Origin of the sequence: Lysinibacillus sp. FSL L8-0126, assembly GCF_038630385.1 — a bacterium.
In the GTDB taxonomy this organism is placed as follows: Bacteria; Bacillota; Bacilli; order Bacillales_A; family Planococcaceae; genus Lysinibacillus; species Lysinibacillus fusiformis_D.
In genome coordinates this window covers 1,189,443-1,204,158 of record NZ_CP152028.1, presented here as the reverse complement: position 1 = coordinate 1,204,158, position 14,716 = coordinate 1,189,443, and the positions used below count along the sequence as shown (strand labels likewise).

14 protein-coding genes are annotated in these 14,716 nt (G+C 36.6%); 11 read left to right on the top strand and 3 right to left on the bottom strand.

The features are described 5' to 3' along the window. Window positions 1-124: 124 nt before the first annotated feature. Entirely contained in the window at window positions 125-2,311 is a 2,187-nt protein-coding gene (locus tag MHI34_RS05795) for an MMPL family transporter (protein ID WP_036118128.1), read from the bottom strand. Window positions 2,312-2,436: 125 nt separating this feature from the next. On the opposite strand from MHI34_RS05795, the gene MHI34_RS05790 reads away from it, so the two are divergent. From MHI34_RS05790 to MHI34_RS05765, 6 genes are all read left to right on the top strand, one after another. Next, complete coding sequence (locus tag MHI34_RS05790) at window positions 2,437-3,057, top strand: TetR/AcrR family transcriptional regulator (protein ID WP_089934964.1); 621 nt, start codon at window positions 2,437-2,439, stop codon at window positions 3,055-3,057. Between the two features lie 680 nt (window positions 3,058-3,737). Beyond that, the gene (locus MHI34_RS05785; RefSeq protein WP_141905214.1) at window positions 3,738-4,520 is read left to right on the top strand and encodes a class I SAM-dependent methyltransferase; all 783 of its coding nucleotides are present in this window, start codon (window positions 3,738-3,740) and stop codon (window positions 4,518-4,520) included. Window positions 4,521-4,523: 3 nt separating this feature from the next. After that, complete coding sequence (locus tag MHI34_RS05780; RefSeq protein ID WP_036118022.1) at window positions 4,524-5,210, top strand: ATP-binding cassette domain-containing protein; 687 nt, start codon at window positions 4,524-4,526, stop codon at window positions 5,208-5,210. Window positions 5,211-5,229: 19 nt separating this feature from the next. Next, window positions 5,230-6,282, top strand: coding sequence for an ABC transporter substrate-binding protein (locus MHI34_RS05775; protein ID WP_058843993.1), 1,053 nt, complete (start codon window positions 5,230-5,232; stop codon window positions 6,280-6,282). Then, window positions 6,257-7,027: an ABC transporter permease subunit gene (locus MHI34_RS05770; protein WP_089933120.1), complete on the top strand. Its 771-nt coding sequence runs from the start codon at window positions 6,257-6,259 to the stop codon at window positions 7,025-7,027. The genes MHI34_RS05775 and MHI34_RS05770 overlap by 26 nt, the downstream gene beginning before the upstream one ends. A gap of 2 nt (window positions 7,028-7,029) precedes the next feature. Further along, window positions 7,030-7,326 (top strand): AraC family ligand binding domain-containing protein, encoded by a 297-nt coding sequence (locus tag MHI34_RS05765; protein WP_089933118.1) that lies wholly within the window; start codon window positions 7,030-7,032, stop codon window positions 7,324-7,326. Between the two features lie 61 nt (window positions 7,327-7,387). Here the strand turns inward: MHI34_RS05765 and MHI34_RS05760 are convergent, their stop codons facing one another. Next, window positions 7,388-8,170: a class I SAM-dependent methyltransferase gene (locus MHI34_RS05760; RefSeq protein ID WP_342504250.1), complete on the bottom strand. Its 783-nt coding sequence runs from the start codon at window positions 8,168-8,170 to the stop codon at window positions 7,388-7,390. Between the two features lie 101 nt (window positions 8,171-8,271). On the opposite strand from MHI34_RS05760, the gene MHI34_RS05755 reads away from it, so the two are divergent. From MHI34_RS05755 to MHI34_RS05740, 4 genes are all read left to right on the top strand, one after another. Continuing rightward, window positions 8,272-8,940: a Crp/Fnr family transcriptional regulator gene (locus tag MHI34_RS05755; protein WP_342504249.1), complete on the top strand. Its 669-nt coding sequence runs from the start codon at window positions 8,272-8,274 to the stop codon at window positions 8,938-8,940. Window positions 8,941-9,261: 321 nt separating this feature from the next. Further along, window positions 9,262-9,690, top strand: coding sequence for a DUF1641 domain-containing protein (locus MHI34_RS05750; RefSeq protein WP_036118008.1), 429 nt, complete (start codon window positions 9,262-9,264; stop codon window positions 9,688-9,690). A 45-nt stretch (window positions 9,691-9,735) separates the two neighbouring features. Continuing rightward, window positions 9,736-10,920 carry an NAD(P)/FAD-dependent oxidoreductase gene (locus MHI34_RS05745; protein ID WP_101966972.1) on the top strand — a complete coding sequence of 395 codons (1,185 nt, stop codon included), beginning with the start codon at window positions 9,736-9,738 and terminating at the stop codon, window positions 10,918-10,920. Between the two features lie 133 nt (window positions 10,921-11,053). Next, on the top strand, window positions 11,054-12,007 hold the full coding sequence (locus tag MHI34_RS05740; protein ID WP_036118002.1) for a methyl-accepting chemotaxis protein: 954 nt from the start codon (window positions 11,054-11,056) through the stop codon (window positions 12,005-12,007). A 55-nt stretch (window positions 12,008-12,062) separates the two neighbouring features. Here MHI34_RS05740 and MHI34_RS05735 read toward each other — a convergent pair whose 3' ends face one another. Continuing rightward, window positions 12,063-13,724, bottom strand: a complete 1,662-nt coding sequence (locus tag MHI34_RS05735) for a M20/M25/M40 family metallo-hydrolase (protein ID WP_342504248.1) — start codon at window positions 13,722-13,724, stop codon at window positions 12,063-12,065. 240 nt (window positions 13,725-13,964) lie between these two features. Between MHI34_RS05735 and MHI34_RS05730 the strand changes: the two genes are divergently transcribed. Beyond that, complete coding sequence (locus tag MHI34_RS05730; protein ID WP_330493652.1) at window positions 13,965-14,678, top strand: IclR family transcriptional regulator; 714 nt, start codon at window positions 13,965-13,967, stop codon at window positions 14,676-14,678. Window positions 14,679-14,716 lie beyond the last annotated feature (38 nt).

The window sequence follows — 14,716 nt, the reverse complement described above, 5'->3', positions numbered from 1 at the left end:
TGAATGGAGAGTAATAAAGTTAAATTAGTATAATTATATGATGAAATGTTTATAGTATTAATAGAAAAAACACGGATGTTAGCAAGTATGATAGTCATACTTATCTAATGTCCGTGTTATCTGTTTATGCCTCTTTTTTAAATAACTTCCCTGGCCAAAATGCATATTTACCTAGTACTGTTGTGATTGCTGGTACAAGCAATGGACGTACAATAAATGTATCGAGAAGCACACCAATGGCTGTAACGACACCAAATTGAACAAGCACCTGAATCGGTAAAGTTGCCAACACAGCAAACGTACCTGCCAAGATGAGTCCAGCGGATGTAATAACACTTCCTGTTCGGACGACACCTTCTTCTACAGCTGTTAAATGATCAGCAGTTTTACGCTTTTTCCAAATTTCTGAGATCATAAAGATATTATAATCTTCTCCGAGTGCTACTAGGAACACGAAGGAATACAGTGGTATAGCTCCAGAAATGGCTTCTGCACCCATGATATGATGCAAAATTAACCATCCAGCACCTAATGCTCCAAAGTAGGAAATAATAACGGTTGCTAATAAATAAACCGTAGCAGTAATAGAGCGTAAATAAACAAACAATAATAATGCGATTAAAGCAATCATGGTTGGCATGATCACGGTCTCATCACGCTTAGTTATTTGTTGTGTATCGTATTGGCTGGCTGTTTCTCCACCAATCCAAACATGCTTCTCAGCACTAGTGAGCCCTTGTACCTCCAACATTTTAATTACCTCAGCTTGAAGCTCAGGAATATGGGCTAATGATTCCTTTGCATAGGGGTTGACATTGAAAGTTAATTCGTACAATTGAATAGCCTTATTTTTATTGCCAGTTTGTACATCTGCAACACTATCAATATAAGAGATGTCAGCAAGTTGTTGCTGTAAATTAATATCGGTACCTTCAGTATCAATAACCAATTGAACAGGAGCTAGCTCTCCAGGAGAAAAATTCTCTTCTATTAAAGTAAAGCCTTCTCGGGACGGCATATCTTTTGGGAAGGATGAAAGCAGATCAAACGTGTATTGAATACGTGGAACGAATGCTGCCAATCCCCCGAGTAAAATGACTGTTACAGCAATAACAATCCATGGTTTATGTGTAACAAAACGTCCGATTTTATGACTAACCTTATGTGAAGGTTTATGCTGCTTTTTACCTTTTTTATTTGCCATTTCCTCAGTACGAGGGATGAAGGGAAAGAAAGCTACACGTCCTATTATGACAAGAATAGCTGGTAGGACAACAAGTGCTGCAATTCCCATTACAAGCACGCCAAAGCTAAATGGCACAGCAAAGCGTTGGAATGCACCATAATGAGCAAGACTAAGAGTAGCTAGACCAATGACAACCGTCAAAGCACTCATTAAAATGGCACCACCTGATTCTTTGACAGTCAGCTTCATAGCAGCAGTCTTATCCTCAACATCTAAGAGAATTTCTCTATATTTAGAAATTAAAAATAAACAATAGTCAGTACCTGCACCAAAGAGTAAAACAGTCATAATGGATACTGCTTGCGAATCCTTATCTATCCATCCTTGGTCAGCAAAGAAACCAAGTGTCGGACTAATAACACCATAGGCAAGACCTACAACAATTAAAGGAATAATAGCCAGTAATGGTGAACGATAAATGATAATAAGTAATACTAAAACGAGCAATACGGTTGCTATTAATAATTTCACGTCTGCCTGTGAAAATAAACTGACAGCATCAGTGGCAATCCCAACTGGTCCAGAATAGCGGACATGGAGTGCATCACTGGATAATTTCTCATCTAATTGAACTTGATAGCGTTCCATTACCTTTGTCAGATGATCTAAACTATCCTGTAGCATATCTGTAGCGACATCTTTTTCAAAAAACACTGGTGTCACAATCGTTGTGCCATTTTCGGAAGCGGAAGTCATTAAAGCCTGTGGTGGCATTTGATCAAATGGTGGGATCATTGTTTGATGGGCTAAGGGCTTTGCCTGAAGCTCGCTATAAACACCTTGGATAGCCGTAAAATCCTCAATGCTAAGACCACTGTCACGATGCCAAACTAGTAATAAAGGTGTTCCAGCATCGTTAGGGAATTGCTCGGCAATAATCGCCGCTGCTTGCTCAGACATTTCAGTATCAGGTAAATTTTTACCGGATTCACTTTCTATACTATTGATTTGTGGCCATGCAAACGACAGCACCACTACTAATAACACCCAAAAAGCTAATGCTAATAAGCGACCCTTTTTACTTGCAACCATTGAGCCCCATTGCTCAAGTGGATGTTTTTTCATGAGAAGACCTCCATTTCATGTAAGTGATTTAATTATATATACTAGAAGGTTAATTAATCAACCTAGAAATATTCATATGTTATACTATGTGTAAAAAGTATGCTTAATTTAAGGAGGCGAACTTGTTGAAACAATCACCGCGTGTTCTCGGGAGACCTCGCCATGATGGAAATGCGAAACCAACAAAAGATCTTGTCCTTGAAACGGCCACAAGACTTTTTATTAAAGAAGGCTACAAAAATATTTCGATGGATGATGTAGCTAAAGCTTGTAACGTAACAAAGGCGACTATCTATTACTACTACCCAACTAAAGGTGAATTATATACATCTGCATTAATTGCTATGATGGATCGAATCAAGCTATCTATCCTAGAAATTTTAGAGCAGCCTATACCATTTAAAGAGCGATTAGAGCAGCTTGTGGCAGTTCATTTATCAGCGACTATCGATATTGATATGAAAAATTTTATGAAAGAGGCAACCATCAATTTATCGGAACCACAGCTGAAACAAGTACAGGCATCTGAAAATGATATGTATCAAACAATAGAGCAGACCATGCAAGTGGAGATGGATAATGGCACGATTCGAAAAGGAAATGCTAAATTTTTCGCTCATAACTTTATGGCATTAATGACAGTAGGATATTTTAAAGATGGCGACGGTAAAACTTTGCTAGGCTCAGTAGATGTGACGGCAAAGGAAGTAACAAATTTCTTTTGGCTGTCTGTTGAAAATAAATAAAACTTAATGATTATGTGATTTTTGATAACAGGAGTTATCTCATTATTCGAGGTAACTCCTTTTATGTTGTTGAAAAAAGATCATGTCACTAGCAGAAAACGACCTTTTAGCAAGGTGGGGGGTGATTTCCGTTCCGCCAGCGTCCTTTCCAGGGGGCGTTCGATGAGCCGCTTCACTCACTTCCGTTCGCTCCAGGGTCTCCTCTGTGACGCTAAATCCCCTAGGAGTGACGCTGGCTCCACTCCAATCAACCATTCTGCAAAGTGTCTTAACTTTTTTCATAGTAGCATAGCGATCAAATCGCCCATTATCTGTATTCTTAATGAGTGACAACACCTCTTCATAAAGAGTAGTGAACACCTTCATTTATTTGAAAACCTCTGCTAAAAAGGTAACATTTTGTAGGTTGGAGTGGAAGGCTACTTGACTCCCGTGGGATAGTGAGACAGGCAAGCCTCTAAACGGAGCGGCTATGCGCTCGCCCACAGGCAAGCAAGTAGCCTGCAACGGAAATCCATTTTCACCTGTCACCAAAACTCTATGGATTGTTTTATTTTTCAACACTATTAAAGGAGTTATCTCATTATTTGAGGTAACTCCTTTAATTGTGATATGGGTCACATACATTGATAATGATTCTCATTTATAGTGTAGCTATAGATGACAGAGGAGGAGAAAAAATGAATTCGACAGAACAGCGTTTACCTACACATCTCTTTTTAGCGAAGTTAGGAAAGACAATTTTACGTCCAGGTGGAAAGGAGGCTACGAACCGAATATTAGAGGCTTGTCAGCTACATGAAGATAGCCATGTCCTAGAGGTGGCTACGAATACAGGAGCGACAGCAATACATATTGCCAAAGCATACAATGCTAAAGTAAGTGGAATTGATATTAATAAAGAGGCAGTTCAAAAAGCAAATGAGATTATTATTCGTGAAAATGTACAGCATCTCGTTCAAATTCAACAAGGAAATGCTACACAATTACCATTTGATGATGCAACCTTCGATGTGGTTATAAATGAAGCGATGCTCACAATGCTACCACAGGAATTAAAAGAACAGGCTTTAGCTGAATATAGGAGGGTTTTGAAGCCAGGCGGTATTTTAGCAACACATGATTTAGTTGTTAAAGCATCAAGTGAAGAAAGTGTTACTGATGAAATTGAGGCACTGCGTAATGTCATTGTTGTGAAGGCACAGCCACTATCAAAGCATCATTGGCAAACTTTAGTTGAAAATACAGGATTCAAACCTGTAGATGTGCATACTGGAGAACTCCACTTAGTATCTTTGGTAGGGCTTATACGAGATGAGGGCTTAGATGGTTTAATACGTATCATTGAAAATGCACGGAAAAATTCGGATGATGAGCAATATTTCCTTGAAATAATTGAGCATTTTGATCATGCTCGCCATCATTTTGGTCACATTACCATCATTGCAAAAAAGCAAGGATAGCCAATGAAAACAGCAATTCAATTTGAACACGTATCTAAATTTTTTGGAACGAAGCAAATTATTAAAGATTGTCATTTAAGTTTGCAAGAAGGCGAAGTGGTGGCTATTGTTGGACCTTCAGGATGTGGGAAAACTACCTTTTTACATCTTGCAACGAATGTACTACAGCCAACATCTGGTCATATTACATGCATCACAGATAAATTGGGTTATGTATTTCAAGAACCAAGGTTATTACCATGGTGTACATTATATGAAAATGTCACATTTAGCTGTAATGGTGTAGTAGATAGATCTCAAATTATGAATCTATTAGCTCGCGTTAAGCTTGACAATGAAATGGATGCGTTTCCTAAGCAATTATCTGGTGGCATGAAGCAGCGAGTTTCAATTGTTAGAGCATTTGCATGCAAGCCTAAGCTTATTATGATGGATGAACCTTTTTCAGCATTAGATTATTGGATAAAAAAAGAACTTGTGCAGGACCTTATTGATTTAATAGAAAATGAGCAAGTAGGTATGTTTTATGTAACTCATGACTATGAAGAAGCTGCAACGGTAGCAGACCGCATTATTAATATTGCGTATGCAAATGAAGGAATCTACAAGGAAATAGTTTTAGATACACCAAGAAAACATCGTAACTTTGATTATATAAAAAATATTGAATATCAATTATTACAACTTTAAATAAGGGAGAAAGTATGCTATGAAAAAATGGCCTATAGTAAGTCTTTTAATAGTATGTCTTACAGTTGTCTTAACGGCTTGTGGCAATACAGAAAAAGCAAAGCAAGATCAAGAACCAGAGAAAAGTGTACAAGCTACTGCTGAACAACCAAGTGTATCAAAGGTTGAAAAAATGACTATTCAGGCACCGGCAGGTATTTCGATTGCTGCACCACTCTATAAAATGATTGATGATAAATCGTTACTAGAAGGTGCAGAGGATGTTGAGTTTCTAACTTGGAATACTCCTGACGAATTACGTGCACGTATCAGTGGAGGTCAGGTGCAAGTGTCTGCTGTGCCAACATATGTAGGTGCTAACCTTTACAATAAAGGTGTAGACATTCAATTGGTAAATACATTAATTTGGGGTATTTTATATTTTATTGGACCAGAGGGTGAAGCAATATCATGGGAGGATTTAAAAGGTAAAACGGTCCATGTACCATTTAAGGGAGATATGCCAGCATTAGTATTTCAGTATTTATTACAGAAAAACGGGCTAGATATAGAGAAAGATTTAACGGTGGAATATACAGCAACTCCTCAGGAGGTTGTCCAATTATTAGCGGCTGGCAAAGCACAATATGCTGTATTACCAGAGCATACTGCTTCCCTTGTTATTGCGAAGGCGAAAAAAGAGGGAATTGCCCTACAAAAATCAATGAGTCTACAAGAGGAATGGGCAGCAGCAACAGGAAAGGCACCGCGTATTCCTCAAGCTGGCCTTGTTGTGGATAAGGCATTAATTCAAGAGCACCCAGAAACTGTAGCATTGCTACAAGCAAAAATAGAGGAATCTATTCAATTTTTAAAAGATAATCCTGAAGCTGCTGGCGAGCTATTGGCATCATATCAAGAAGGGCTTGATCCAACCTTTATTGCAGGGTTATTACCTTATTTAAATATCGAATTTGTCACGGCGCAAGAAGCCAAGGAAGAGCTTGAGTTTTTCTTTGAACAACTAGCTTCACTATCGCCAGATATTATTGGTGGGCAATTACCGGATGATGATTTCTATTATGAACCGTAAAAAAAGCTTGATTATTCAAATGAGCACTTGCAGTGGCATCGTGCTCATTTGGACACTATTATCTTTAAATTTCCCGAGCATTTTAATACCTTCTCCATATGAAACACTAACAGCACTATGGCACCTTATAGTAAGTGGTGAGTTGCTTCATCAACTTTATTTAACAATGGTTCGTATGGTAGTAGGTTTATCAATCGGTATGTTTTTGGCAATTTTATCGGGTTTATTGGCGGGTAGATTTGCAGTTATTTATGAAATGTTCCGCCCAGTTATTGCATTTTTATTAGGTATCCCACCTATTATTTTAGTCGTAGTTGCAATGGTATGGTTTGGTACTAATTCAATCATACCAATATTTGTCGTAAGTATTTTAGTGTTTCCAACATTTTATATTAATATTGCTAATGGTTATCGACAAATAGATATACAACTCTTACAAATGGCGACCGTCTATCAAAAATCAACATGGCAAAAGTTACGTTTCATCATATTACCAAGTCTGATGGTGCCATTTTTTACAGCCTGTTCGTTGGCGGCAGGAGGTGCAGTAAGAATGACCATTATGGCTGAACTATTAGGAACGAATAGTGGTATTGGAGCGGCTTTAACGATGGCACGCATCAATATTAATACGGATAAAGTATTCGCTTGGACGTTGATAAGTGTACTAATAATTTTAGCAATCGATAGTTTTATTTTAAACCCATTAAAAGCAAAAATGATGACATGGAATAGGGAGGAATGACAATGACAATTATACAAGTTCAAGCAATGCTAAAAGAGAAGAAAAAGCATATTGGTAAATTGGGTAGTATTGAGGGTGCAGATGTTTTAAACATTCAATTGCGAGCAGGTGAAAAAATTCCTGAGCATCATACAGACAATGAAGTTTTAATTATTGTTCAATTTGGGGAAGTTCGCTTTATTATTGAAGGGATGGAAGAAATTTTAACACAGGATACCATCTTAGCCTTAAACCCATCTGAGAAGCACAGCTTAGAAGCTATTACAGATGTTCGCTTGATTGTGATTAAATTGAAATAAAAAAGCTCCTAGCGTATGGAGCTTTTTCTATGCTTCATTTTTAGCTGAACTTTAAGTGATGTTATTGAGCCAGACGCGCAATGATAGAGATGCCTTGTAGGTTTTGATTATGCTTCATAAACGTTTTACGCATAAAAAGTACGCGCTTACGAGCTTTCGAATTTATTATTACATTTTTGATGATTTTTAGAACGCCGAATAAGCCTTCATCTTCAATTAAGCGTTTCGGGTAAAGGAGATGCATAGGTGCCGTTTCTACATGTTCTATAGTAAAACCATGTTGCTTTAAAGCATCTTCCCATTCCTCTACTGTTAATGGTAAGGCATTGACCTTTATAGCTTGGACTAAATCTTTACGAATCTCTTCACGTTGAGTGCTAGTAATAGTAAATGGTGTTAAGCACATCTCATGTATGGCATAGATACCACCAGGCTTTAATAGTCTTTTTGCCTCTCTAATAATGGCATTTTTCTGTTTAGTTGATTGCATGGTCAACATGGCTTCACCGTAGACAACAGTAGCCCATGCATCTGGTAAACCAGTTTGCTCTGCACTACCAATGATACAGCGTTGATTATCCCCATTTAAATATTCTCTTACCTTTTTTGCAGCTTCCTCATCACGTTCAACGGCTATGTAGATTGGATTTTTTGCTAATGTCATTTTTGCAGTAGTGCCAAGTCCAGGTGCAAATTCTACTACATAGTCCTGTTCTTTAATGGCTAAATGTTGAAGCATTTGACATGTCATTTGAATGCCACCAGGGCGAAGTACCGTTTTTCCTAAGCTCGCTAAGAGCCAATGACCAGGCATTTTTTCGTAGTTTAAAGTTTGTTTAGTCATTTATGTATCCTCCTTTTATTGAAAATGATTATTATTCTCACTATTATAAAGGTAATATAACATTAATTACTGTGATATATGTCAAATTTGGAGGTAGATAAATGAACTGTCAAAAACAATACTGTTTTTCAAAGGTACCAATATTTCAACATCTAAAAGCACATGAAATGGAAGAAATCTCACACATTATTACACATCATCATTTTGATAAGGGAGAAATTATTTTACTCGCAGGTGACCGGAAGAAAAAATTATTTATCGTAAGGTATGGCCGTGCAAAAGTATCTCATATTTCTACAGACGGTCGGGAGTACGTTATGAGAGTTTTGGAAGTAGGAGAATTTTTTGGGGATGTTACATTGTTTAATGATGAGCCGCAAAAATCGACAGTAGAGGCACTAGAAAAAACTGAAATTTGCTCACTTGATGGTGAGGAACTGATGAAGATCTTAGCAGGTACGCCTGTTACGCTGTTTCATATGCTTGCCCAGCTTTCCTCACGATTAGAGGAGACAGAAAATCAATTGAGTGAAGCTGTTTCTAAAGAGGTAAGTGAAAGACTGGCTGCCTTTATTTTAAAATCTGCTGCTACAGCAGGAAGCGATACATTTTTATTGACACTTACAAAAAAAGATTTAGCCTCTTTATTGAATACTACAAGAGAGACATTAAGCCGTCGTTTATCTGCATTTCAAAAGGAAGGTTATATAGAGATGACAGGAAAAAGAATTATCATAAAAAATTATGATGCTTTGGAAAATTTATTATAGTAAGACAGTTAATAGTTGATAAAATCAATGAGTTTTGAAAATATTGTCGAAATTGTGATATAGCTCATTGAAATAATGTACAAACAGTCTTATAATGAAGGTTGTAATGTCACCAAGACAAGATAAGGATGGTATTATGATGCGCTTTTTGCGATTTAAAGTAAACATTGTAATAACAAGTCATACGAATCGCTATCCAGCCCTTGTGACTGGTGATTGTGTAAGATATACGCTGTAACGACTGTTAAGTTTTACCTTAATGGTCTTTTTTACATGTAAGCAATAAAAAATAGTACTAGTGATGGCAAAGGAGAGTTCAAAATGTCAGAAACGAATAACCAAACACAGGCTGAACAAGTAACTGTGAGTAAAGAGCAATTAGATGTACTAGATCAATTATTAAAGCCTGAAGTTCAAGAATCACTTACAACTTTAGTTGAGCAATTACCAAAGTTAACTGAAATGATGACATTATTAACGAAATCATACGAGTTTGCTCAAGCTGTTGCAACAGACGAAGTGCTTAAAAATGATACTGTTGGAGCAGTAACAGAAATGGCTGGTCCTGTAGTAGGCTCTGCGAAAAACCTTGCAGCAACTGCAATTGAAGCGAAAGACCGTGCATCTGAAAGCCAAGAAGTAATTGGTTTATTCGGTCTTGTGAAAATGTTAAAAGACCCTCAAGTTCAAAATGTTTTCCGTTTTGTTAATGCTTTCTTACAAGTAAGCTCAGAACGCAAAGCTAAATAAGACTCAAGGTAAATTCAATTCGTAAGGACGGAGGATTAATTAATCATGTCAAAAGAAATCGTCATCTTAGGTGCAGGTTACGCTGGCGTTTTAACTGCATTAACAGCACGTAAATATCTATCAGCTGATGAAGCTAAAATTACTGTAGTAAACCAATTCCCAACACACCAAATTATCACTGAGCTTCACCGTTTAGCAGGTGGTACAATTGCAGAAGGTGCTGTTGCATTACCACTTAAAAAAATCTTTAAAGGTTTAGATATCGACTTACACATTGCAAAAGTATCAAAATTCAATGTAGATAATAAAAAAGTTGATTTAGATAATGGCTATACATTAACTTACGATACGCTTGTAGTATCTTTAGGTAGCCAAACTGGATTCTTCGGTATCCCAGGATTAGAAGAAAACTCTATGGTCCTTAAATCAGTAAATGATGCTAACAAAATTAACAAGCATATCGAAGACCGCATTAAAGCATACGCACAATCTAAAGATGAAGCAGATGCAACAATCGTTATTGGCGGTGGCGGTTTAACAGGCGTTGAGCTTGTTGGTGAAATTGTGGACAACTTCCCGAAAATCGCTGCAAAACACGGTGTTAACTTTGCTGACCTTAAAATTAAACTTGTTGAAGCTGGTCCAAAAATCTTACCAGTACTTCCAGATACACTGATCCAACGCGCTACAGAAAGCTTAACAAAACGCGGTGTAGAATTTATTACAGGTACGCCTGTAACGGGTGTTGACGGCAATGTTATTTCATTAAAAGATCGTGAACCAATCGTTGCAAACACACTTGTATGGACAGGTGGGGTAGCTCCACTACCAATCGTAGGTGAATCAGGTCTAGCAGCTGATCGTGGTAAAGCAACAATTAATGAATTCTTACAATCTACTTCTCACGAAGATGTATTTGTTATTGGTGATGCATCAGTAGCTCTACCTGCTGATGGAGGTCGTCCATTATACGCTCCAACTGCACAAGTTGCATGGCAAATGGGTGAATGCGCTGGTTATAATGTATTTGCACAATACAGAAACCAAGAGATGAAATCATTCTCAGCAGTAAACTCAGGCACACTTGCAAGCTTAGGTCGTAAAGATGCTGTCGCTACAATTGGCGCAAGCAACACAGAGCTTAAAGGTCTTCCTGCAACATTAATGAAAGAAGCTTCAAATATTCGTTATTTAACACATATTAAAGCTTTATTCGGTTTAGCTTATTAATAAATAAAACACTCTCTTTTATCGGGATTACGCTGATAGAAGTGAGTGTTTTTTTCTAAAAATGTATATTAATCACTTTAAATCCAGTAAACTAAATACATATTCAATAATCTACTTTCTGGGGTGATAGGCTATGTTAACAATGTTTCAATCAAAAAAAGAAGATATAGAGCAATTTAAGGCTAAAATTGATGAACTGAATGCAAAGCTAGATAAGAAGGATCATGAATTTCAGATTTTCCTCAATGAACTACATAAAGAACTAATTTCAACGATTGGACAACATGATATAGTCAATAACCAGCATATCATTTTAGGAGAGATGGTTACTGAAATATTAAAAGAATTTAATAGAGTAGAAGATAGTACAATACAATCAAATACCATATCTGGACATGCACTTGAAAAAGGTAGTTCTTTAATTGTCTCATCAGATAAAATGGTTTCTTTATCGATTGATAGCAAACAAGCGGTTAAGGAAGTGCAGCATGTTATTGATGAGCTAGGTGAACAATCAAGAAAAACAACAAATAGCATGAATCATTTAAGTGAACGATCAAAGCAAATAACGGATATTGTCAAAGTGATTAGTGAGATTTCCAACCAAACTAATTTACTTGCTTTGAATGCCTCAATTGAAGCAGCACGAGCTGGCGAACATGGCAAAGGGTTTTCAGTTGTTGCAGAAGAAGTACGTAAATTAGCAGAAAATACAAAGTCAAGCACAGAAGATATTGTAAACCTTACGAAAAAAATAGAGGAACAAATCTCTGAAGCCTATGAAGATAATAAAAATAATATGCAGCTAGTAACAGAGGGCCTACAAAAAAGTACAGATACTTCTGAGCAAATCAATGCTTTACTCCAAATCATTATGAATGTGCAGGGTGAAGTGAAGGAATTGCTACAATATATTGATAGTCAAAAAATATCGACTGAGGATGTTATGAGTAAATTCCAAACAACAACAGCGCTATTTGATGAAACGAATAAAGTTTTAACAGAACATATTGATGAATCGGAAATAGTAACCAAAAAATTACTAGAAGCTGTAGATAAAGTGAAATGCTTCCCGAATAAAATGTAGGTACATAAAAAAACACCATTCGATTCCTAATGAATCGAATGGTGTTTTGATTAGATTAATGGTTTGATTGGAATATTGCTTTAGTTGTTTTCTGTATGAGTTTTGGTAAAACGCCAAAGGAGTAAGGTTTGTAAACTCTCTCAGTCCATTTGTGTCCATCCTTCCCATATACACCCATTGTAACGGAAGGGATATTTAGTGCTTTTATTTTGTCAAAGGGTAGGGGATAAAGGGTATTCCATTCTGGAAAATTATGAAGCAATTCTTGTAGTTCTTCCTCTGTCGCATGAATAGATAAGAAACTACCATCAGCTAAGTAAGGGAAGAAGCGTTTAACTTGGAATAGCTCACCTGTTTCCATAGCAACCTCTTTGACAATATGCTCAATACTTTGTTTCAATACTTGATCTCTTTCCACATTTTCCTTTAAATAATTATGTGGTAAGAATGGTGGTGCAAAAAATAGGACAACACGAGGTTGATGTTCTGGATCGGCCTTTTGTAGGGCATCCACAAGAGCAAATGACTGTTGGCGTAATTCCTTTCCTTCATTCTTTTTCATTACCTCTGCAAGAATAGCCTCAGTTTGAACACCTTTTTCATTCAAGTATGAAATCAGTTCATCATACGTCACCACCTCAATATGCCAGGACAAAGAGCGTTTTGGGACATTGGACCATTCACTATATTTTTCATATTGAAGTTGTAAGTATTGTTCTGCTTCAGTACATGCCTGCTGTGTAACAGCTTTTAGTTTACTGACGACATGAGCTGGAGATTCTTCATATAAAAAATAGTTAAAATAAATTTGGCTTGTAGATGCTGTTTGAACTGTGTAGGATTCCTTTGTGTCACGCTGATATAAGCAAGTAGGTGGGAGTATCGTTTCACCTGTAATTTGCTCAGTCAATGCTAAGTTATTATGAATGCGTTCAGTAATTTTAGCTGCTATATAATTCGGGTCGATACCACTTAATGTATCACCCACATGTACCTCACGTCCGTAGATATAGAATGCGGGAAGAAGCTTACCAGCAACGCCTGTATAAATATAACGATGTGGATCATCCCCATATAATGGTGTTGTAAAATCGGTATTAATTGCCATTAGAAAATCCAACCCATGTGCTATTTTTAAATGACTAAGTTCATCTAATGCATCAATAATCCCATTATGCTCTGACTCTTCACCACCATTTAAAATTAGAAGTAGGTTTCCATCTAATTCTTCAAGATGCTGTGTGAAATACTGAATATTCGCCACATGGACAGCGGCACCACTTTTCATATCTACAGCCCCACGTCCAAACATCCAATCGCCACTTTGAGCATCCTTTTGTACTTCAGCGTTTCCTTCATATTTTCCAAAGAACTCCTCAAGCTTGTAAGGGGAAAAAGCAAACTCCTTTAGATGACCATAATCCTCTATATCGACCGTATCCAAATGGGCATGATAAATAATTGTTTTCTTTGTTTCATTAGGACTTTTTACGAATGCAAAGAGATTTTTGCGTCCGATCGGATCATGCTTCACATTTGTCGTCCAAAGAAATGTAGGGTTTTCTTGGTAATAAGGGAATGCTTGCATTTTTTCATAGATGAACTCAATGATTTTCCCTTCACCATGTGTACCATTAATGCTATTAATATGGACTAATTCTTTTGTAAGCTCTTCGATATGTGTTGCAAGTGGTAATTGACTTAGTTGTTGACACATGTATATTGCTCCTTTTTTGTTCGACTACATATCATTCAAATTAGCAACCATTTCAGTTCAATTGTTTTCATTATATGAAAATTAATCCGTATAGTGGAATATGAAAATATCATATAAGAAAAACGTGTAATAGTCAATTTTAATTTTTATAAAATTCTGTTATTTATTATTAATTTATTCGCTAGGAAGTCTATTTAAATGAGTAAAAATTCGTTAAAATGAATAAAAGGAGGAGTAGTGATGATTCAATCTATTGAAAGAGCAATGTTGATTATTAATGTACTAGCTAAACAACCGAAGAAATTCTATTCTGTGCAAGATATCTACAATGAAACAGATTTACCGAGCAGTACGATTTATCGTCTATTGTATACATTAGAAACTTTCGATTTAGTAGAAAGAAATGAGGAAAAAAAGGAATTTCGTTTAGGGTATACTTGGTTACAACTAGGAATGAAAATGTACCATCATACAAATATTCGAGAAAAAGCACATCCATTATTAGAAGAGCTTGCAAATAATGTTCGTGAAACTACATATTTAAATATTCCCAAACAATTTAGCTCAATCATTATTGATAGAGTAGACAGCCCAAAAAACGTCCGAATCATAGATATGATTGGTGAAAAAATTCCTTATCCAATCGGGGCTGCCAATAAAGTGCTACTAGCCTTTTCAAGCAAAGAAATCCAAGCTACTTTTTCAGAGAATCATGAAGTGATGGAGCAACTTCAACAAATTAAAGAGATGGGCTACTCTATTAGCTACGGTGAAAAAACAAAGGGAACCGTTTCTGTTGCAGCGCCTGTTTTTGATTTGGATGAGAAACCAATTGCAGCTATCAGTGCAGAATGCTTTGAATATGATACAGATGATGAAAAATTAGAGGGTATTGTGAAAGAAGTAACCAAAACAGCCTACCTTCTCTCACAAGAACTCGGGCATATAAAATAGGTCTTTCCTATTTAAGGAAAAGACCTATTTTTATGTTC